Origin of the sequence: Janibacter terrae (assembly GCF_039636765.1) — a bacterium.
GTDB lineage: Bacteria > Actinomycetota > Actinomycetes > Actinomycetales > Dermatophilaceae > Janibacter > Janibacter terrae.
Map to the genome: position 1 here is coordinate 939,163 of NZ_CP144167.1, position 20,352 is coordinate 959,514.

A 20,352-nucleotide genomic window follows, 5' to 3' on the forward strand; every position below is an offset into this window, starting at 1 on the left:
TCGCCCCCTTCTTCAGCCCTGGCGTCATCAAGACCATGCACGACGGGTTGCGCGAGCAGGTCCGCGCGCTCATCGAGCCGATCGCGGCGAAGGGGGGCGAAGGGGGGGCCTCTTCAGCTAGCTCGCCGTGCCTTTTCCCACCGAGGTCTTCCTCATGCTCTTCGGTCTGCCGCTCGATGACCGCGACGAGCTCATCGAGTGGAAGGACCGGATCATCAAATCCCCCGACACCCAGGGCCTGGAGGGAGGAGATGCCGAGGCCGGGATCGCGTTGATGACCTACCTGCAGACCAAGGTCATGGAGCGCAAGGGCGCGACCGACGGCGACGACCTGCTCACCAGGCACTCACGGACGAGGAACTGCTGGGCCTGTCGCTCCTCATGATCAACGCACGCCTCGACACGGTGACGCAGAGCTTGATGTTCGCCTTCGAGACATTGCTCGAGAACCCCCACGTGCGCGCGGAGCTGGTGACCGACCCCTCGAAGATCCCGGCCTTCGTCGAGGAGACGCTGCGGCTCAACCCGGTCGCGCTCTTCCCGCCGCGGGTGGTCGCGCAGGACACCCAGATCGATGCGGTGAGCGTCCCGGCGGGCACCCGCGTCTCGGCCTGCCTGGGCGCCGCGAACCGCGACCCGAGCACGCACGAGAACCCGGACGAGATGGTCCTCGGTCGCGAGGGGCGGCACTGGGCCTTTGGTGGCGGTGTGCACCGGTGTCTCGGGCGCACCTCGCTCGGGCCGAGATGACGGTGGCCCTCGAGGTCCCGGAGTTCGAGTGCGCAGGGCAAAGGCTGCGGATGACCTGGCCGGCCGGGCTGCTCGACCTGGGTGAGCTGCGCGTCGCCTTCCCGGCCGGCACCCGCTGACGCTCTGAGAGGTGGGGCCCGCGCCCACGGGGCCGCGGGTCCGTGGGCGCCAGGTGCGCGGGGTGGTCGCCGACGTCAGGCGTACATCAGCCCGCCGTCGGTGAGCACCATCGCGCCGGTCATCATCGCGGACGCGTCGGAGAGCAGGAACGAGACGACCTCGGCAACCTGTGCGGGCGTGCCGAGCTTGCCGGTCGGGACCATCTCGCTCCAGTGGGCCTGCATGTCGGCACCGTAGGCCGCCAGCCCCTCGGTCAGGACCGTGCCCGGGCAGACGGCGTTGACCCGGATGTCGCGACGGGCGTACTGCAGGGCGACGTTCTTGGTCAGACCCACGACGCCGTGCTTGGCCGCGGTGTACCCGGCCATGCCGGGGGCGTTCTTGGTGCCGGCGTTGGAGGCCATGTTGACGATAGGCCCGCCGCCGGTCGTGAGCATCGCTGCGATCTCGGCGCGCAGGCAGAGGAAGGTGCCACGCAGGTCGACGGCGATGACGCGGTCGAAGTCCTCGACCGCCAGCTCGTGGAGGTCGGAGGGAGCGTGGGCGATGCCGGCGTTGTTGACGGCCATGTCGAGGCTGCCGTAGGTGCTGACGGCGAGGTCGACCATCGCCTGCACGTCGGTCGGGTCCGAGACGTCGCAGCGGATCGCGACGGCCTCACCGCCCCCGGCCGTGATGGTGTCGACGGTGGTCCGGGCGGCTGCCGCGTCGACGTCCGCGACGACGACACGGGCGCCGCGCCGGGCGAGCAGGACCGAGGTGGCCCGACCGATGCCCGAGCCGCCGCCGGTGATGACGACGCTGCGATCGGTGAAGAGGGTGCTGCCCTCGAGGGCTGCTGGCTGGTTCATGAGAGGTCTCCGTCCGGGTCAAAGATCACGCTGACGTCGCAATCTTGGAAATAGGGCTTGTCGTAGTCGACGTGGTGCGGTACACATGAGGCACTAGCAACACTAGATGTATCATTTGTAATCAGCAACAGCCGGGCAACGAGGCCCGACGACCGGGCGGAGCACCGTGACGCAGCACCTGACCTTCCTCATGCTGGGACTGGGCAACGGCTCGGTATTCGCCGCGCTGGCGCTGGCTCTCGTCCTGACCTATCGCAGCTCGGGCGTCGTCAACTTCGCGACGGGCAGCATCGCGCTCGTCACGGCCTACGTCTACGCACTGCTCCGACAGGGTGAGCTGCTCAACCTCATCCCGGGCATGGACAACACGATCCCGATCGGCGATCCCTGGGGCCTGGTGCCCGCGGCCCTCGCGGCGGTCGTTGTGGCCGGTCTCGTCGGCCTGGGTCTGCACCTGGTCGTCTTCCGCCCCCTTCGGCACGCCCCCCCGGTGGCCAAGGCGGTGGCCTCGCTCGGTGTCTCGCTCCTGATCACCTCGCTCATCGCTGCCCGGATGGGCACGCAGGCGGTCAACGTCACGGCGATCTTCCCCACGGGTGCGTGGGGCTTCGGCGAGGCCAACATCCCCAAGGACCGCGTCTATCTCGCCGGGACGGTCCTGGTCGTCGGGCTGCTCATCGCAGCCGGCTATCGGTACACCCGCCTGGGTCGCGCGACGAGCGCCGTCGCCGAGAGCGAGAAGGGCGCCTACGTCAGCGGCATCTCGCCGACGAACATCTCCGCCTACAACTGGGTGATCAGCTCGGCCGTCGCCGGACTCGGTGGCATCCTCATCTCGCCGATCGTGCCGCTGATCCCGGTGTCCTACACCCTCTTCATCGTCCCCGCGCTCGCGGCGGCCATCATGGGCGGCTTCGCGAGCATCCTCGTGGCCCTCTTCGCCGGCTTCCTCATCGGCATGCTGCAGTCCGAGGTGCAGTTCCTCGCGGGGTCTCACGACTGGCTGCCCAGTAGCGGGATGCCCGAGCTCGTGCCGCTCGTGCTGATCCTGGTCGTCCTCGTCCTGCGAGCCAAGCCCCTGCCGGGCCGCGGCTCCATCATCACCGCGACGCTCGGGCGGGCCCCTCGACCGCGGAGCCTGCTCATCCCCACCATCATCCCGACCGTCGCCGTCCTCGTCGGCCTGGTCGCCCTCTCCGGGGACTGGCGCAGCGGACTCATCTCGACCCTGATCTACGGCATCATCGCGCTGTCGAGCGTCGTCGTCACCGGCTACGCAGGGCAGGTCTCCCTCGCCCAGCTCCCCCTCGCGGGGGTGGCCGCCTTCCTCCTCGCGCCCCTGACCGCTGACTGGGGGGTCCCCTTCCCGATCGCGCCGGTCGTGGCCGCGATCGGCGCGATGGTCGTCGGCGTGGTCATAGGCCTGCCGGCCCTGCGCATCCGCGGTCTGACCGTCGCCGTCGTCACCTTCGCCCTGGCCGGCGCGCTCGAGGCCCTGTGGTTCCGCAACGTCGACATCGTCGGCGAGGGCCTCAGGGTCGAGAACCCCACACTCTTCGGGATCGACTTCGGGGTCGGCGCCGGTGACGCCTTCCCCCGGGCCACCTTCGGTCTGCTCTGCCTCGTGGTGCTCATCGCGGTGGCGATCAGTGTCGCCAAGCTGCGCACCAGCCGGCTGGGCTCGCAGATGCTCGCCGTCCGAGCCAACGAGCGCTCGGCAGCCGCGGCCGGGGTCAACGTGGTGTGGACCAAGATCATCGCCTTCGCGATCGGTTCATTCATCGCCGGACTCGGCGGGGCCCTGCTCTCCTACAAGCTCGGTTCGGTGACGTACGACCCCTTCTCGGCGATCGTCGGCCTGGCCTTCTTCGGCACCGTCTACCTGGCCGGGATCACCTCGGTCAGCGGTGGCCTTTTCGCGGGCGTCATCGCGACCTTCGGGCTCATGTACGTCCTCCTGACCAATGTCTTCACCACCGGCCACTGGTACGAGGTCGTTGCTGCGGTCCTGCTCATCTTCACCGTCATCACCAATCCCGAGGGCATCATCAGCCATCCGCAGGGCGTCATCGAGCGCTGGCGTGAGCGGCGAGCAGGCACCGACCCGCTGGCCGACACCGGCGCTGCCGGGATCGCGCGCACGGCCGACCTCGAGGTCGACACCGAGCTGGCCAGCGCTGATGCCGTGGCGCGGGAGGTCGGTCCCGATCTGCTCACCGTGCGTGGACTCACCATCCGGTACGGCGGCGTCACCGCCGTCAGCGGGGTCGACCTCGAGGTCCGCGAGGGCGAGATCGTCGGACTCATCGGGCCCAACGGCGCGGGCAAGACGACGGCCATCGACGCGATCAGCGGTTTCGCGACCGCAGAGGGCGCCGTCCGCCTGGGCGACACCGATCTGTCCGGCCTCAAGCCCCACCGGCGGGTGGCCCAGGGCCTGGGCCGTACCTTCCAGGCGATCGAGCTCTACGAGGACCTCAGCGTCCGCGAGAACGTCATCGTCGGGCTCACCGCGCGCGCCGCCCACGAGGCCGACCAGGACCCCGTCGAGGAGACGCTTGCGCTGCTCGGTCTGGGCGCCGTGGCGGACCGCCCGGCCGGCTCGCTCTCGCAGGGACAGCGCCAGCTGGTCTCCATCGCTCGGGCGATCATCGGACGACCCAAGGTGCTCCTCCTCGACGAACCCGCTGCCGGGCTCGACAGCACGGAGAGCCTCTGGCTCGGGGAGCGGCTGCGCGGCATCCGCGACAGCGGCATCACGATCCTCATGGTCGAGCACGACATGGGCCTGGTGCTCAGCCTGTGCGATCGGATCCACGTCCTCAACTTCGGCGAGCTCATCGCCTCTGGTACCCCCCGTGAGATCCGGGCCAACCAGCAGGTCTCGCAGGCCTATCTCGGTACCTCCCACGCGATGGTGGTGGCCTGATGCCCGCCGCACTCAGCACACGTCCCGTCCTCGAGACCCGGGGTCTCGGTGCCGGTTACGGCGCCATCTCGGTGATCCGCAGCCTCGATCTCAGCATCGAGCCCGGCACCGTGCTCGGCATCCTCGGACCCAACGGGTCGGGGAAGACGACCCTGATGCTCACCCTCGCGGGTCTGCTGCGCCACCAGGGTGGCGAGGTCCTCCTCGACGGCGAGGCCCTGCCGTCGGGTCGGGCGTCGGTCACCAACCGCGCCGGGGTGGTCCTCGTGCCGGACGACCGGGCCCTCTTCACCGGCTTGACCGTCCGGCAGAACATCGACATCGCTCGCCGCAAGGGCGGCATGTCGTGGGACGAGGTCGGTGACATGTTCCCCGCGCTCGCCGACCGGGCCAACCAGCGCGCCGGGTCCCTCTCCGGTGGCGAGCAGCAGATGCTCGCCGTGGCCCGTGGCCTGGTCCAGCAGCCCAAGGTCCTGCTCATCGACGAGATGAGCATGGGGCTGGCCCCCGTCATCGTCGAGGGCCTGCTGCCCGTCGTCCGCCGGATCGCCGACGAGGCCGGCGTGGTCGTCGTCCTCGTCGAGCAGCACGTCCAGCTCGCCCTCGAGGTCGCCGACCAGGCGCTCGTCCTCGTCCACGGCGATGCCGTCCTGCGGGGTCCGGCGGCAGACCTGGCCGCCGACCCCTCAGCACTGGAGGCCGCCTACCTCGGCGACACCCCGAAGAGTCCCCCCGCTGCCGGGCCGCCGGCCGATGCAGCACCATCAGAAAGTAGGACATCCCCATGAAGTCAAAGGCACTGCGGCGCACACGCGTCGTCGTCCCCCTGACGGTCGCGGCCATCACCCTCATCACCGCCTGCGGTGATGGCGGTTCGTCGACCTCGTCGTCGTCGGTCGACAGCCAGGCTGCGTCCGAGGCACTCGGCGCGGAGAACAAGGCCAGTGGCGATCCGATCAAGATCGGCTACGTCGAGACCGGTCAGACGGCCGCCATCGACACGACCAACGAGGACAAGACGGCGGCAGCCGTCCTCAAGTACGCCAATGACCACCTCGGTGGTGTCGGTGGACGTCCTGCCGAGCTCGTCGTCTGCGAGACCAAGGGCACGCCTGCCGGCGCCCAGGAGTGCGGCAGCAAGTTCGTCCGCGAGGACGTGGTCGCCGTCGTGTCCAGCTCGGTCGGTGAGCCGGGGCCCCTCATCAAGCAGCTGAACTCCGCCAAGATCCCCTTCACCGCCAACCTCGCGGCCAACGAGGCGGCGCTCAAGGGGGACGACGTCTTCATCTTCGGCAACCCCCTCTCGGTCTTCGCCACCCCGGCGCAGTTCGGCAAGGAGAAGGGGGCCACCAACGCAGCCCTCGTCGTCATCGACGTGCCCGGCAGCGCTGGTCCGGCCAAGACACTGGCTCCGCTGCTCTTCGGCAACGCAGGGGCCAAGACCGACCCGGTGCTGATCGCCCCGGGCACGGCTGACATGACGCCGCAGATCCAGGCGGCTCTCAACAAGAAGCCGGACATCTGGTACGTGCTGGGTGACCCGAACTTCTGCTCGAGCGCGGCCAAGGCCTTCCAGACGCTTAACGTCACAGAGAACGTCCTCATGGACGGTCGCTGCATCGGTGAGGACGCGGCGTCGGCGCTGCCCGGCATCGACAAGATGAAGTTCGTCACCGGCTTCACCACGGACCCGACGGACAAGGACCACATCCTGCTCCGGGCCATCCTCGACAAGTACGCCGACGGTCTCGAGAGTGACGTCTACGCCGCGACCGCGTTCCAGGGCACGCTCAGCCTGATCTCCGGGATCAACGCCGGGAAGCCGGCCGAGGTCACCGCGGAGAGCGTCACCAAGGCACTGCGCGAGGCTCCGGCCACGAACTACCCGCTCAGCGCAGGCACGACCTTCCAGTGCGACGGCAAGCAGGTGCCCAAGGCCATCTCTCCCAACATCTGCTCGACCGGTGGCCTGATCGCCTCGGCTGACGCCGACGGGACCTTGAAGGACTTCAAGGCCGTCGACGCCAAGGACCTCTACGTCATGCCGAAGAAGTAAGGCCTGCACGATCGAGGAGCGCACCATGGGCAGCCCCCCGCACGAGTCGAACTTGTGCGGGGGCTGTCGCGCGGCCGGACGCTGCCGCCTCGGACTGAGGATCTGGGAGATCTCGAACGAAGGGGTCGTGGCCCGGGGGGTCTGCCCCGCCACCTGGACCGGTGGTCCGTCCATCGCCCATGGCGGGTGGACAGCTGCGGCCTTCGACGACGTCGTCGGGCGCACCGTCCGGGCCACAGGGACGCGGTCGGTGACGGCCCACCTGGCGGTCGACTTCGTCCTCCCCGTCCCGGTCGAGAACGAGCTCCTCATCCGGGCCCGGGTCACCGGAGCCGAGGGCCGCCGCCGCTTCGTCGAGGCAGTCCTCGAGCTCGCCGACACGGGTGAGGTGCTGGCCCGGGCCGACGCCACCATGGTCGTCGTCGACGACCGTCACTACGACCGACACCGCGCCCGCATGGACGAGCGGGCTGCAGGCGAACGAGGAGAAGCACCAGATGCACGTTGACCTCACCGGATCACGGATCATCGTCACGGGCGGCGCTCGTGGCATCGGGGAGTCCCTGGTGCGGGTCCTGTGCGCCGAGGGCGCGCTCGTCGCGGTGCTCGACGTGCTCGACGACGCCGGGCAGGCAGTCGCAGGGTCGGCCACCGCTGCAGGCCCTGGTCGAGCCGTCTACCACTCCTGCGATGTCACCTCCCGGAGCGCCGTGACAGAGGTCTTCGCCGCGGTGGCCGCAGACTTCGGTGGCCTCGACTCGCTGGTCCACGGTGCGGGGGTCGAGACGCGAGCCCCGGCCGAAGAGATCACGGACGCCGAGTGGGGCCACGTGATCGACGTGAGTCTGCGTGGCGCCCTCCTCACCAACCAGGCGGCCTTCCCCCTTCTGCAGGCTGGCGGCGGTGGCCGCATCCTCAACGTCGCCTCCGGCGCCGGACTCGACCCCTTCCCCGGCGCTGCCCACTACTCGGCCGCCAAGGCCGGTGTCATGGCGTGGACCCGCTCGGTGGCGCACGAGTGGGGCCGGCACGGCATCAGCCTCAACGCGATCGTCCCGGCCATGTGGACGCCGATGTACCAAGCGACCCGTGACCACTTCACCCCCGAGCAGCTCGCGGCTCACGACGTCTTCATGGCCGGCCGGATCCCTGTGGGGGGCAAGCTGGGCGATCCCACGACCGATCTCGCCCCCGTGATCGTCACCCTCCTCTCGGACGTCACCCACTTCGTCACCGGTCAGATCATCTGCATCGACGGCGGCCTCAGCAGTGTCCGCTGACCCGGATGTCCTCGCACTGCGCGCCTGGCTCGATGCCCAAGGGGTCGAAGGGGGCGCGCTGACCGACGTCCGGACGCTGCGGGGCGGTACGCAGAACCAGATCGTCGCCTTCGTGCGCGGCGGTCGAGCACTGGTCGTGCGACGTCAGCCGGTGCGCGAGGGGAGCGCCGGGGTGGACTCGGCTCGTCGCGAGGCCAGGGTGCTGCGGGCCCTCGCCGGCACCGATGTCCCTCACCCCCGGCTCGTCGGCGTGTGCCTGACGGCGGACGTCCTCGGCACTCCCTTCCAGGTGAGCGAGCTCGTGGAGGGCACCAGCCTCTGGGAGGCGGCCGACCCGAGCGACCGGGAGACTCGCGCGCTGCGCGCCGAGCCGAGCCGGATGCACGAGATCGGGGCCCAGGTCGCGACCGGCTTCGGCGTGCTGGCCCGGCAGGACCCTCGGGCGCTCGGCCTCGACGACCTGGGCCGGGGGCCCGGCTGGGCCGCTCGGCAACCCGAGCGTTGGGACCGCGTGCTGCGGACCCAACGCGCCCAGGTTGGTCTCGCGGCGCGCCTGGAGGGGGCTGACGAGATCCACGACTGGCTCGTCGACCACGTGCCCGCGGACGATCGGCCGGGCGTCGTCCACGGGGACGCGCACCTCGGCAACGTGCTGGTCCACCGTGACGGCAGCGGCGTGAGCATCATCGACTGGGAGCTGGCCACCGTCGGTGACCCGCTCCTCGACCTGGCCGAGCTCCTCGTCACCTGGCCGACCCCAGGGTCCCCCTACGCCTGGAGGGTCCGGGACCACGGGTTGCCCGACGAGTCCGTCGTCATCGACCGGTGGCGTGCGGCCAGCGGGAGGAGCGTCGACCGGCTGCCGTGGTTCCGGGTGCTCGCCGGCTACCGGCTCGCGGTGCTGCTCGAGGGCACGCACGTCCGCGCTCTCCAGGGGAAGGCTCCGCAGGAGATCGGCGCCGACCTCCACCGCCGAGCCCAGGAGCTGATGCGGAACGCCCTCTACACGTCAGCCCTCATCAACATCTCGATCGAACCCGCCGCCGACACCCCGAGGACCACGCATGTGGAGCTTTGAGACCGACCCCGACCACCAGGCCGAGCTCGACTGGGCGGCGGACTTCATCGCCACCGAGGTCGAGCCGCTCGACATGCTCCTGGGGTCCCCCTTCGATCGCTCGGACCCGGCGGTGGCAGCGCACGTCCGCAGCCTGCAGGGCGTCGTGCGCGACCGCGGTCTGTGGGCCTGCCATCTCGGGCCGGAGCTGGGCGGGCAAGGGTACGGGCAGCTGCGCCTGGCGCTGCTCAACGAGGTGCTCGGCGGCTCGATCTGGGCCCCGACGATCTTCGGCTGCCAGGCCCCGGACTCCGGCAACGCCGAGATCCTGGCGCGCTTCGGCACGCCGGAGCAGCGAGAGCGCTATCTGCAACCCCTGCTCGACGGGGAGGTCTGCTCGACCTACGCGATGACCGAGCCGCACGCCGGCGCCGACCCGCTGCTCTTCACGACCACCGCCCGCCGAGACGGCGACGAGTGGGTGATCGACGGGGAGAAGTGGTTTGCCACCAATGCCCGGTTCGCCGCCTTCCTCATCGTCATGTGCGTCACCGACCCTGACGCGCAGGACCCGCACCGACGCATGTCGATGCTTCTCGTCCCGGCCGGGACTCCCGGTGTCGAGGTCGTCCGCAGCGTCGGGGTGGGGACCGACCGGCCCGGGGAGGGGACCCACGGCTATCTGCGCTTCACGGGCGCCCGGGTCCCGGCCGACGCGCTGCTCGGCGAGGAGGGGCAGGCCTTCGTGGTTGCCCAGACCCGCCTCGGCGGTGGCCGGATCCATCATGCGATGCGCACGATCGGGCAGGTGCGTGCCGCCTTCGACATGATGCGCGAGCGGGCGGTGTCACGCTCGACGCGCACCGGGGCCCTCGGCTCGTTGCAGATGGTGCAGGAGCAGATCGCCGACAGCTGGATCGAGATCGAGCAGTTCAGGCTGCTCGTGCTGCGCACCGCCTGGCTCATCGACAAGGAGCAGGACTACCTCAAGGTTCGTAAGGAGATCGCGGCGGTCAAGGCCTTGATGTCCAAGGTCTTCAGCGATGTCGTGAGTCGGGCGATGCACCTGCACGGTGCCCTCGGGGTCTCAGAGGAGATGCCCTTCATGGCGATGCTCAGCCGCGCCGAGGTGATGGCCGTCGCCGACGGGCCCACCGAGGTCCACAAGGTGACGGTGGCCAGGCAGCTGCTGCGCGGGGTCGAGCCGGTCGACGGGCCTTGGCCGAGTGCGCACCTGCCGAGCCGCCGAGCTGCCGCACAGGCGCGACTCGGCGCCACGCTCGAAGCGGGAGTGGTCTCGTGAGCGAGTCGACGGAGCGGTGGACCGGTCGGGTCGCCGTGGTCACCGGCGGCACGCGCGGTCTGGGTCGCGAGATCGCCACGGGACTTGCGAGGAGAGGGGCCGAGGTCGTCGTCGTGGGCCGCGACGAAGCGCGGGCGGTGACCGCGGCCCACGACATCGCCTCTGCAACAGAGGGCCTCGTCACCGGGATGGGATGTCACGTGGGCCGCTGGGCAGAGTGCGACGCGCTGGTCGAGCGGATACGAGAGACTCACGGGCGCCTCGACGTCCTGGTCAACAACGCCGGGATGTCGCCCCACTACGACGAGCTCACCGGCGTGACCGAGGAGTACTTCGACAAGGTTTTCGCGGTGAACCTCAAGGGTCCCTTCCGGCTCAGCGCGCTGGCTGCCGAGCTGATGACACAGGGGGATGGCGGTTCGATCGTCAACATCACCAGCATCGCCGCCGTGCGGCCGAGGCGGGGCCAGGTGCCCTACGCGATGGCCAAGGCCGGACTGGCCACCCTCACCCACGCGATGGCTCATGCGTGCGGCCCGCAGGTGCGGGTCAACGCTGTCATGGCCGGACCCTTCCTCACCGACGTGTCCCGTGCCTGGGACATGGATGCCTTCGAGGCCCGGGCCCGTCGCGAGATCCCACTCCAGCGAGCCGGTCGGCCCGAGGAGATCGTCGGAGCGGTCCTCTATCTCGCGGGCCCCGACTCGACCTACACCAGCGGTGCCGTCGTCAAGGTCGACGGTGGCGAGTCCTGGGCTCCGGCATGAGCACGACGTATCGCACGCTGGGGAGGTCCGGGCTGCGGGTCGCTCCCTTCGGGCTCGGGACGATGACCTTCGGCCAGCCCGGTTGGGGTTGCGACGAGGAGGTCGCCGGCCAGGTCCTCGACACCTATCTGGGCTGGGGCGGCAACCTCATCGACACCGCGGACATCTACGCCGGTGGCGAGTCCGAGCGGATCATCGGGCGCTATCTGGTTGACCGCGGGGCGCGTGCTGACGTCGTCCTCGCGACGAAGTACTCCATGGGCGCACGGCCGGGCCACCCCAATGCCGGCGGCAACGGGAGAGTCGCCATGCGTCGGGCGCTCGAGGGCTCGCTCGAACGACTGGGCACCGACCACGTCGACCTCTACCTCGTCCACGCCTGGGACGGCATCACCCCGGTCGAAGAGGTGATGCGGGCCCTCGACGAGGTCGTGAGGGCAGGCTTGGTCCGACATGTCGCACTCTCGGACGTGCCGGCCTGGTACGCGGCCCGAGCAGCGACGATCGCCCAGTGGCGTGGCTACGAGCCGCCGGTCGCCGTCCAGCTCGAGTACTCGCTCGCCGAGCGGGGTCTCGAGCACGAGTTCCCCGCCCTCTGCCGCGAGATCGGCGTGGGGCTGATGACGTGGGGGCCGCTCGCCAACGGACTGCTGGCCGGTGCCTACTCCTCGGTCGCACATGCCGAGGACCCGGAGGAGGCCGAGCTCCCGGACGGACGGATCAAGGCGACCTCCGCACGGCGCAACCCGGCGACGGACAAGCGAAACGAGCGCACCTGGGCCGTGGTCCGCGCGCTCGAGGAGCTGGCCGCCGACGTCGGCGCGACGCCTGCGCAGGTAGCCATCGCCTGGCTGCGGGGTCGCCCCGAGGTGTCGACGGTGCTCCTCGGTGCCCGGCGTCCCGAGCAGCTGGAGCAGAACCTCAGGGCCGCTGACCTCGAGCTGCCCGCCGAGGCACGGGCCCGGCTCGACGAGCTGAGTGCCCCTCCCCGCACCGTGCCCTACGGCTTCATGCCGTGGGCCCAGTCCCTGATGAACGCCGACCTGGAAGAAGACACCCTGTGAAGATCGCTCGATACCTGGCCGACGACGGACCCACCTGGGGCCTCGTCGAGATCGCCGCGGAGCGGGCGACTGTTCGCCCGATCCGCGGAGCCATCTCCGAGTGGGCGCCGGCCCTCGTCTCGTCCGGCTTCACCGACCTGCCGGTCGAGGACGAGGAGCTGCCGCTGGAGAGCGTGCGGCTCCTCGCGCCGGTCGAGGCCTCCACCAAGGTGCTGGGCGTCGGCGCCAACTTCTGGGAGCACCTGCGGCGCTTGGGCCGCACCGAGCGACCCACCCATCTCGCCTCCTTCATCAAGCCGATCAGCGCGATCATCGGACCGGACGACGAGATCCGCTACCCCCTTCTGACCCAGGAGCTCGACTACGAGGTCGAGCTGGTCGCCGTCATGGGCACTCCGGTGACACCGATGACTGCCGACGCTGTGCCCGCGGTGCTTGGGTACACCGTCGGCAACGACATCAGTGCCCGCGACTTCCGTCACGGCGACAAGGGGCCCGATCTCGTGAGCATGAAGGCCAACGACGCGACGACGCCCCTCGGGCCCTGGATCGTGACCGCCGATGAGCTCGCACCGGCCGACCAGCTCGACCTGACCATCACCTGCCGCGTGGACGGCGAGGTACGCCAAGAGGACTCGACCTCGCAGATGCTCTGGAGGGTGCCCGAGATCCTCGACTTCTTCCGACTGCGGATCTCGCTGGCGCCCGGTGACATGGTCTTCACCGGGACGACCTGCGGGGTAGGGCTCGAGGACGGCCGCTTCCTCACCGAGGGCCAGACCGTCGAGACCGAGGTCCAATCGATCGGCGTCCTGCGCAATGTCGTCGGCGCTCGCGGCGATCGAGGCTAGACGTGCGCGCGGCTGTCGTCACGCAGCTGGGAGGCCCCGAGGCCGTCGTGATCCAGGACGTCGAGCGGCCATCGCTGCGGCCGGGCACGGTGCGGGTCGCAGTCTCCCACGCGGCCCTGAACTTCCCGGATCTGCTGATCATGGCCGGTCGGTACCAGGCCAAGGTCGACCCTCCCTACGTGCCCGGTTGCGAGTTCTCGGGGACGGTCCTCGAGATCGCCGACGGGGTGAGCGAGGTCGCGCCCGGTGACACCGTCTTCGGCCTGGCGACCCACGGCGCTCTCGCCGAGGAGATCGTCATCGACGCCTGGCGGGTCACGCCGGTGCCGACCGGGCACGACCTGGACTTGCCGACCCTCGCGGCCTTCGGTGTCACCTACACGACGGCCTACCACGCCCTGCGGACCTTCGGCCGGGTGGCGCAGGGGGAGTGGGTCACCGTCCTCGGGGCAGCCGGTGGCGTCGGGCTCGCGGCAGTGGACATTGCGGGCGCGCTCGGCGCGCGCACCGTGGCCGTGGCACGCGGCCACGACCGGCTGGAGGTCTGCCGACAGTCGGGCGCCGACGTGCTCGTCGACTACTCGACGAGTGACGTGAAGCAGGTGGTGAAGGACGCCACCGGTGGGGGCGCTGACGTCGTCATCGACCCGGTGGGGGGCGACCTGGCCGAGCCGTCCCTGCGGGCGATGCGGTGGGGCGGTCGTTATGTCGTGGTCGGGTTCGCGTCCGGCGAGATCCCGAAGATCCCGCTCAACCTCGTGCTGCTCAAGGGCGTGTGGGTCGTCGGGTTCGAGAACCGCACCATCCTCGAGCACCTGACCGAGGTCGCCCGGGAGCATCGTCACGAGGTGCTCCAGCTGTTGCTCGAGGAGCGGGTGCATCCGCGCATCGCCGCGGTGCACCCCCTTCGCCAGGTCGTGACCGGACTCCACCAGCTCCAGGACCGCACCATCGCAGGAAAGGTTGTCATCGATGTCCGAGCACAGTGAGCCCACTGGGCAGGTCGCCCTCATCACCGGTGGAGCGAGAGGTTTCGGGGCGGCCTTCGCCGCGTCGTTCGCCGCCGACGGCGTCGCCGTGGTCCTGGTGGACCTCGACGGCGCGGCTGCCGAGGAGACCGCCGCCGGGCTGCGCGCGCAGGGGGCCAGAGCGCTCGCGATCGAGGCCGACGTCACGGACGAGATCGGCATGTCCGCCGCAGTGGCCCGGACGGTGGACACCTTCGGATCCCTCGACCTCCTCGTCAACAACGCCGGCCTGCACCTCGTGCGTTACAACCGACCCTTCGCCGAGCTGGGCGTGGACGAGCTGAGGCGGCTGCTCGACGTCAACGTCGTCGGCCTCGTGGTCACGACCCTGGCGGCGCGCGAGGCGATGCGGGTCGCCGGCGGGGGCTGTGTTGTCAACATCTCTTCGATCGCGGGATACCTGTCGAAGACCCCCTACGGGGTGTCCAAGCTGGCGGTGCGCGGGGTGACGGTGGCGCTGGCGAATGATCTGGCCGCCGACCAGATCCGGGTGAACGCGGTGGCGCCCGGCCTCATGGGGACCGAGAGCGCGCTCGCTGAACTGCCCACGGCGATGGTCGAGGACTTCGTCTCGAACCTGCAGCTCGTGCACCGCCTGGGGGAGCAGGATGACGTCGTCGCCGCGGTCCGGTACCTGTGCAGCCCGGCCGCGTCGTTCATCACCGGGGAGACCATCAAGGTGTCGGGAGGCTACCCGCTCGGCCTGATGTAGCGACGCGTCCCGGTGCGCAGGGACCGAACCGTCAGCTCGCGGCGTCCTTGACCTCGGGTCGGTAGCACACCGCCATGAGCAGAGCAGCCGCCGCAATCCCGCCGACGAGCGAGACGACAGCCCAGACCGGGCCGGCGACGTCCAGCCCCAGGGCGTCATCGAGCGACCAGGCGCCCGGGCCCGTGGCGGCGAGGCCGACCGCCACCATGGCGACCAGCAGCGTGTACTCCCACCCGCCCTTGAAGACGAAGTACCCCTTGCCGCGGTGGTCGGTGAGCGCGGCGACGGCCATCAGACCGACGACCGCAGTCAACGAGAAGCCGGTGAGGAGGCCGAGGGTGATGAGCACTCCCGCGCCCATCTCCGTCGCCGCTGCTACTCGCGCCTGCACCGCAGGGAAGCGGAGGCCGAGGGCGCGGAACCAGCCTGTCGTCCCGTCCAGCCCGCCGCCGCCGAAGACCTTGTTCCAGCCGTGGACGATGAGCATCGGGCCTAGCGCGAGGCGCACGACGAGCAGGCCGAGGTCGAGATCCATCACAGTCCTCCGAAGAGTTGTCGAGCGTTGGTCCGCAGGATGCGGCTGAGCACGTCAGGGGTGAGTCCGCTGGCGTCGTGGTGTGCCATGGTCTGCGCGTAGGTGTTGAAGGGGAGCATCACGGGGTAGTCGCTACCGGCCAGCAGCCGGTCAGCCCCGAAGGCCTCGACGGCGGCGCGCAGGGCTGCCGCCGAACCGTGGGCCACCGTGTCATACCAGAAGCGGCGCGCCGTCTCGCTGGGCCGCTCGGTCAGCCCGGGCACACTCATCGGCAGCTGGTTGTCGAGCCGGTGGAGCAGCATCGGCAGCGCCCCACCGAGGTGGGGGACGATGATGTCGATGCCGGGGAAGCGCTCGGGCACGCGCGCCGTCATGAGGTGCAGCGCTGCGACGGTGTCCTCGAAGACCGTCCCCGCGGTGGGCGCCAGCCCCCAGTCCGTGACCAAGGGCGAGCGGAGCCCGTTGACGCTGGGGTGGAGGAAGAGCGCGCCGCCCCGCCGGTCGAGCTCGGCGAGGACCGGCTCGAAGGCCGGGTCGGCGACCGAGCGTCCACCCACCGAGCAGTGGATGATCACGCCGACCGCGTCGAGGGTGTCGAGCGCGTGCTCGACCTCGTCGAGCGCGGCATCGACGTGGGGGAGCGGCAGGGCGGCGAAGAAGGAGAAGCGATCCGGGTGCGCGGCGACCAGCGCGGCGTGGGTGGTGTTGACCAGCCGGGCAGCACGCCGGGCCGAGTCCTGGTCGGCTGCGTAGGGACCGACTGTCGGCGAGAGGACCTGGCGCGCGACACCGGCCCGGTCCATGTGCTCGAGGCGGCGCTCGATGCTGCTGGGGTCTGCGCCGGAGGGAGCGGGACGCAGGGGCTCGCTCGGGGTCGGGGCCGGGAATACTGCCTGCTCGTAGCCGGGCAGGTCGAGACCGGCCGCGCGCAGCAGCGATGAGTAGTCCGGCAAGGAGACGTGCGCGTGCACATCGATGATCGAGGGGTCCACGTGATCCATGCGGTCAGGCGCCGCGCTCGTCCGCCTTGCACCGGCAGGTCCCGGCCTGGTGCAGCTCGATCATGTTGCCGCTCGGGTCGTGGAGGAAGATCTGCAGCTGCTCGTCGCGCCCGATCCGCCAGTACACGGCCTCGAGGCGGTCGAGCTCGGCGCGCGCCGCGGTGATGTCCGGTACGCCGAAGGCGACGTGAGGGGTGAAGGGGTCGCGATCGGGGGTGCGGGCGTGCTCCGACACCCCTTCGAGTGCGAACAGGTGGACCTGCGACTGGCCGACGTCCATCCAGAGGAGGGGGATGCCGGGCACCTCGCGTGCGCCGGGGTCGGGGTGCAGCCCGAGGACGTCACCGAAGAAGTTGCGGGTCGCCTCCTCCCTGCCGGGCACGATACGAATCGCGTGGTGGTGCAGCTCGAGTCCGTCGAGTGCCATCGGGTCTCCTCGGGGTGTGGGCGGAGGTGGAAGGGAGCGGAGTGCGCGTTATCGGGTGAGCAGGAGCGCGCCGCCGTGCGGGCCTCCGCCCGCGGCCGCCAGCGCGACCTCCGCGCCGTGGACCTGCCGCGCGCCGGCCTCGCCGCGCAGCTGGAGGCAGGCCTCGTAGAAGTGGCCCCACCCGTGGAGACGACCGGCGGACAGCTGACCGCCGCTGGTGTTAAGCGGGAGCGTGCCCGTCAGCGAGATGTTGTCGCCCCCTTCGACGAAGGCGGGAGCCTCGCCGTAGCCGCAGAAACCCAGCGACTCGAGCCACATGATCGTCAGGAAGGTGAAGCCGTCGTAGAGCTGCGCCGTGTCGACGTCGGCGGGGCGCAGGTCGGTCCGGCTCCACAGGTGCTTGGCGGCGTCGGCAGCGGCCATGTCGTGCGGGTGCTGCCACTGGTCCCAGCCCGGGTCGTTGCGCATGGCCGAACCGATGGCCTCGATCCGCACGACCTTGGGGGAGTCGCCGGCGGTCTCGGCGGCAGAGACGACCGCCGCGATGCTGCCGTCGGTCGGGACATCGCAGTCGAGCAGGCAGAAGGGTTCGCTGATCATCCGCGCCGCGAGGTAATCGTCGATGGTGACCGGCTCGGTGAAGACGGCGTCGGGGTTGTCGGCGGCATAGCGGCGCTGGCTCACGGACAGCCAGCCCACCTGGTCGCGGCGGGCTCCCGTCTCGTGGACGTAGCGTTGGTAGTTCATGGCGAGCCAGTTGGCTGCCGAGAGCGCCCCGAAGGGGCGCTGCCACTGCAACGAGCCGGTGACCCCACCCTGGTCGGCGCCGTTGGTGAGGACGCGCCCGCCCGTGCCCTGGGCGGTCGACTCCTCCGTGGTGCGGTAGACGAGGATGTGCCGTGCGACGCCGGCGGACACCGCCATGGCCGCCGCCATGATCGGCGTCAGCTGGGCCGGGCCCTCCTGGCACGCGAGGTGCCACTTCAGGTCGAGGTCGAGCGCCCCCTTCACCCGCCAGGGGCTGGGTCCGTTGAAGCCGGGTGCGGCAGGGTACTCGCCGGGCCACGCGACGACTCCGTCGATGTCGGCCATGGTGAGCCCGGCGTCAGCGACCGCGGCTCGAGCGGCCTGGACGGTGAGGTCGAGGCCGGAGCGCCCGAGCCGTCGGCCGGTGTCGGAGCGGCCGATCCCGGTGATGACGGCGTCGTGCTCGAAGTGGTCGCGGCTCATGCTGGTCCCCTTTCGTCGGTCGTGGTGAGGGGCTCGAAGAAGGGGAGGTATATCTCGCCGTGCTGCTCGAAGGTCACCTGCACCCGCTGGCCGATGTGCACCGACTCGGGGTCGCAGCCGACGATGCGGGTCATCAGCTGCAACCCCTCCTGCTCGTCCAGCTCGACGATCGCGATGGCATACGGCGGCGTGATCGCGGGGAGGAAGGGCTGGCGGTTGATCGTGTAGCTGTAGACCGTGCCGAGTCCCGACACCGGAGTGGGCACCGGGGTGCAGGCGCCGTCGGGAGGGCAGTCGGGCCGTGGTGGGTGGAACCAGCGCCCGGTCTCTGCGCAGCGCTGGATGCGCAACCGGCCGTCCGCGCCGGAGGTCCAGAAGAACTCGGTCTCGGGCGTGAGCCGAGGAAGGGGAGGTTCGAGCGCTGGCACCGTCATGTTTCGAAAGATACACTAGTGACGAATAGTGTTTTATCTGGCACAGTGGCGACATGGTCGCGCCGCGCGGCCCCAGGGGTGAGCATCCTCACCCGGGCAGGCGAGGAGGGCAGATGGGCAACGTTCTCGACGGGGTCCGGGTCATCGAGGTGGCGATGTGGACCTTCGTCCCCTCGGCAGGAGCGGCCCTGGCGGAGTGGGGCGCCGATGTCATCAAGGTCGAGCACCCGGTCACCGGCGATGCGCAGCGGGGGCTGGTCAACTCCAGGTTCCTCCCGCAGCAGACGGGCGGGGCCAACTACATGATGGAGGTGCCCAACCGGGGCAAGCGCTCCATCGGTCTCGACCTCGGCACGGACGAGGGGCGCTCGATCCTCTACCGGCTCTGCGAGGACGCCGACGTCTTCCTGACGAACTTCCTGCCGGATGCCCGGGCCCGCCTGGGCATCGACGTCGCCGACATCCGGGCGCACAACCCCACGATGGTCTACGCCCGAGGCAGCGGCGCCGGGCAGCGCGGCCCGGAGGCGCACAAGGGCGGCTTCGACAGCTCGTCCTACTGGGCGCGCGGCGGCATCGGTTACGCCGTCACCCCGCCCGATGCGTCCTACCCCGTGCGGATGCGCTCGGCCTTCGGCGACGTGATGGGCGGCTTGACGATCGCCGGTGGCCTGACCGCGGCGCTCTTCCACCGCGAACGCACGGGGGAACCCAGCGTCGTCGACGTCTCCTTGCTCAACCTCGCGATGTGGAACCTGTCGGTTGACATCGCGTCGGCGCCGCTCTTCCCCGAGGAAGGGGTGCACCGTTACGACCCCGAGGCGATGATCAACCCGACGGTCGGCATGTACCCCACCCGGGACGGTCGCCACCTCAACCTCACCATGCTGCAGTCGGACCGATACTGGGCCGAGCTCGTCGACGCGATGGGGTGCCCCGAGCTCGCCGACGACCCGCGGTTCATCGATCACGCTGCGAGAGAGCGCAACTCGGCGGCCTGCACGCAGGCGCTCAAGGCGGTCTTCCTCGGCCGGACGCTCGACGAATGGCGCGATGCACTCGCAGCCATCGAAGGGGTCTGGTCGCCGCTCCAGACCCCTCTCGAGGTCCATGACGACCCGATGGTCGCCGCCAACGGCTACCTGCCGGTCGTCGAGACGACGAGCGGCAGGTCCTTGGCCCTCGTGGCCAACCCGGTGCAGTTCGACGAGCAGCCCGCCCAGCCGACCGGCGCGCCGGAGCACGGTCAGCACACCGAGGAGATCCTGCTTGACCACGGCTACGACTGGGACGACCTCATCGGCCTCAAGGAGCGAGGGGTGATCACGTGAGCCGGTCAGTGCCCCCGACGGACCTCACCGCCCCCGCGTCGCGCGTACCCCTGCGGGCCGACGCCGACGGGGACGCGCTGCTGCGGACCATCTACGACAAGGTCACGGCGACCACCGGTCGGGTCCCGACCCTCTACCAGGCGCTCGGCAACGCGCCCGCCCAGCTGCAGGGGTGGATCGACGCGGCCTGGGCGCTCCGAGCGCAGGCGCACAGCGACCGGGCGCTGCGCGAGCTCGCGATCCTGCGCTGCGCCTACCTCGCCCAGAGCGAGTACGTGTGGTGCAGCCATGTCCGCCTCGCCGCCGTCGAGGGGGCTAGCGAGCAGCAGGTGGCCCACATCGCCCAGTGGTCGGCTCACCGGGCGGACTACCCGCCCGCGGTGCAAGCGGTGCTTGCCCTGACCGACGATCTCGCCGGTCAGGGCAAAGTGGCAGAGGCGACCTGGAAGGCCGCGGCCGAGCACCTGGACCCCGAGGCCCTTGTCGAGGTCGTCCTGACGCTCAGCTGGTACCTGCACGTGGCGCGCGTCGTCGACACCCTGCACATCCCGCCCGAGGGCTACCACGCCCGCGTCGCCCCCCTTCCACCACGCCCCGGCACCGGGGCCCCGGACCAGGAGAAATGA

The 20,352-nt window shown here is 70.4% G+C and carries 22 protein-coding genes; 16 read left to right on the forward strand and 6 right to left on the reverse strand.

The features are described 5' to 3' along the window. Positions 1-127 precede the first annotated feature (127 nt). A complete protein-coding gene (locus V3C34_RS04720; protein ID WP_245634801.1) occupies positions 128-385 on the forward strand; it encodes a cytochrome P450 in 258 nt (85 codons plus the stop codon). Beyond that, the gene (locus V3C34_RS04725; protein ID WP_346008216.1) at positions 382-750 is read left to right on the forward strand and encodes a cytochrome P450; all 369 of its coding nucleotides are present in this window, start codon (positions 382-384) and stop codon (positions 748-750) included. Before V3C34_RS04720 ends, V3C34_RS04725 begins: the two co-directional genes overlap by 4 nt. Positions 751-944: 194 nt before the next feature. Here the strand turns inward: V3C34_RS04725 and V3C34_RS04730 are convergent, their stop codons facing one another. Continuing rightward, a complete protein-coding gene (locus tag V3C34_RS04730) occupies positions 945-1,721 on the reverse strand; it encodes a glucose 1-dehydrogenase (RefSeq protein WP_346008217.1) in 777 nt (258 codons plus the stop codon). A 166-nt stretch (positions 1,722-1,887) separates the two neighbouring features. On the opposite strand from V3C34_RS04730, the gene V3C34_RS04735 reads away from it, so the two are divergent. Genes V3C34_RS04735 through V3C34_RS04790 form a run of 12 tightly spaced genes read left to right on the forward strand, consistent with a single transcriptional unit; the run spans position 1,888 to position 14,768 of the window. Beyond that, on the forward strand, positions 1,888-4,650 hold the full coding sequence (locus V3C34_RS04735; protein ID WP_346008218.1) for a branched-chain amino acid ABC transporter permease/ATP-binding protein: 2,763 nt from the start codon (positions 1,888-1,890) through the stop codon (positions 4,648-4,650). Next, positions 4,650-5,438: an ABC transporter ATP-binding protein gene (locus V3C34_RS04740; RefSeq protein WP_068424685.1), complete on the forward strand. Its 789-nt coding sequence runs from the start codon at positions 4,650-4,652 to the stop codon at positions 5,436-5,438. The genes V3C34_RS04735 and V3C34_RS04740 overlap by 1 nt, the downstream gene beginning before the upstream one ends. Continuing rightward, positions 5,435-6,706, forward strand: coding sequence for an ABC transporter substrate-binding protein (locus tag V3C34_RS04745; protein WP_068424688.1), 1,272 nt, complete (start codon positions 5,435-5,437; stop codon positions 6,704-6,706). The genes V3C34_RS04740 and V3C34_RS04745 overlap by 4 nt, the downstream gene beginning before the upstream one ends. Positions 6,707-6,731: 25 nt before the next feature. After that, a complete protein-coding gene (locus V3C34_RS04750) occupies positions 6,732-7,214 on the forward strand; it encodes a PaaI family thioesterase (protein WP_082817201.1) in 483 nt (160 codons plus the stop codon). Further along, positions 7,204-7,986, forward strand: coding sequence for an SDR family NAD(P)-dependent oxidoreductase (locus V3C34_RS04755; RefSeq protein ID WP_068424700.1), 783 nt, complete (start codon positions 7,204-7,206; stop codon positions 7,984-7,986). Before V3C34_RS04750 ends, V3C34_RS04755 begins: the two co-directional genes overlap by 11 nt. Then, the gene (locus tag V3C34_RS04760) at positions 7,976-9,064 is read left to right on the forward strand and encodes a phosphotransferase family protein (RefSeq protein ID WP_068424703.1); all 1,089 of its coding nucleotides are present in this window, start codon (positions 7,976-7,978) and stop codon (positions 9,062-9,064) included. The genes V3C34_RS04755 and V3C34_RS04760 overlap by 11 nt, the downstream gene beginning before the upstream one ends. Continuing rightward, complete coding sequence (locus tag V3C34_RS04765) at positions 9,051-10,346, forward strand: acyl-CoA dehydrogenase family protein (RefSeq protein WP_068424706.1); 1,296 nt, start codon at positions 9,051-9,053, stop codon at positions 10,344-10,346. The genes V3C34_RS04760 and V3C34_RS04765 overlap by 14 nt, the downstream gene beginning before the upstream one ends. Further along, on the forward strand, positions 10,343-11,113 hold the full coding sequence (locus V3C34_RS04770; RefSeq protein ID WP_346008219.1) for a glucose 1-dehydrogenase: 771 nt from the start codon (positions 10,343-10,345) through the stop codon (positions 11,111-11,113). The genes V3C34_RS04765 and V3C34_RS04770 overlap by 4 nt, the downstream gene beginning before the upstream one ends. Continuing rightward, positions 11,110-12,177, forward strand: coding sequence for an aldo/keto reductase (locus tag V3C34_RS04775; RefSeq protein ID WP_068424712.1), 1,068 nt, complete (start codon positions 11,110-11,112; stop codon positions 12,175-12,177). The genes V3C34_RS04770 and V3C34_RS04775 overlap by 4 nt, the downstream gene beginning before the upstream one ends. Further along, a complete protein-coding gene (locus tag V3C34_RS04780; protein WP_338538822.1) occupies positions 12,174-13,028 on the forward strand; it encodes a fumarylacetoacetate hydrolase family protein in 855 nt (284 codons plus the stop codon). Before V3C34_RS04775 ends, V3C34_RS04780 begins: the two co-directional genes overlap by 4 nt. Positions 13,029-13,030: 2 nt before the next feature. Next, positions 13,031-14,017, forward strand: coding sequence for an NADPH:quinone oxidoreductase family protein (locus V3C34_RS04785; RefSeq protein WP_068424718.1), 987 nt, complete (start codon positions 13,031-13,033; stop codon positions 14,015-14,017). Next, the gene (locus tag V3C34_RS04790; protein ID WP_338538821.1) at positions 14,001-14,768 is read left to right on the forward strand and encodes an SDR family NAD(P)-dependent oxidoreductase; all 768 of its coding nucleotides are present in this window, start codon (positions 14,001-14,003) and stop codon (positions 14,766-14,768) included. The genes V3C34_RS04785 and V3C34_RS04790 overlap by 17 nt, the downstream gene beginning before the upstream one ends. Before the next feature lie 31 nt (positions 14,769-14,799). On the opposite strand, the gene V3C34_RS04795 is transcribed toward V3C34_RS04790, so the two are convergent. From V3C34_RS04795 to V3C34_RS04815, 5 genes are read right to left on the reverse strand one after another with little or no spacing between them, the layout of a single operon-like run. Continuing rightward, positions 14,800-15,303: a DoxX family protein gene (locus V3C34_RS04795; protein ID WP_338538820.1), complete on the reverse strand. Its 504-nt coding sequence runs from the start codon at positions 15,301-15,303 to the stop codon at positions 14,800-14,802. After that, positions 15,303-16,304: an amidohydrolase family protein gene (locus tag V3C34_RS04800; protein ID WP_082817202.1), complete on the reverse strand. Its 1,002-nt coding sequence runs from the start codon at positions 16,302-16,304 to the stop codon at positions 15,303-15,305. The genes V3C34_RS04795 and V3C34_RS04800 overlap by 1 nt, the downstream gene beginning before the upstream one ends. Before the next feature lie 4 nt (positions 16,305-16,308). After that, positions 16,309-16,731, reverse strand: coding sequence for a VOC family protein (locus tag V3C34_RS04805; RefSeq protein ID WP_068424730.1), 423 nt, complete (start codon positions 16,729-16,731; stop codon positions 16,309-16,311). Between the two features lie 48 nt (positions 16,732-16,779). Next, positions 16,780-17,961: a thiolase C-terminal domain-containing protein gene (locus tag V3C34_RS04810; protein WP_346008220.1), complete on the reverse strand. Its 1,182-nt coding sequence runs from the start codon at positions 17,959-17,961 to the stop codon at positions 16,780-16,782. After that, positions 17,958-18,395 (reverse strand): Zn-ribbon domain-containing OB-fold protein, encoded by a 438-nt coding sequence (locus V3C34_RS04815; RefSeq protein ID WP_068424736.1) that lies wholly within the window; start codon positions 18,393-18,395, stop codon positions 17,958-17,960. The genes V3C34_RS04810 and V3C34_RS04815 overlap by 4 nt, the downstream gene beginning before the upstream one ends. 113 nt (positions 18,396-18,508) lie before the next feature. On the opposite strand from V3C34_RS04815, the gene V3C34_RS04820 reads away from it, so the two are divergent. After that, the gene (locus tag V3C34_RS04820; RefSeq protein ID WP_346008221.1) at positions 18,509-19,726 is read left to right on the forward strand and encodes a CoA transferase; all 1,218 of its coding nucleotides are present in this window, start codon (positions 18,509-18,511) and stop codon (positions 19,724-19,726) included. Continuing rightward, the gene (locus V3C34_RS04825) at positions 19,723-20,352 is read left to right on the forward strand and encodes a carboxymuconolactone decarboxylase family protein (RefSeq protein ID WP_170307589.1); all 630 of its coding nucleotides are present in this window, start codon (positions 19,723-19,725) and stop codon (positions 20,350-20,352) included. Before V3C34_RS04820 ends, V3C34_RS04825 begins: the two co-directional genes overlap by 4 nt.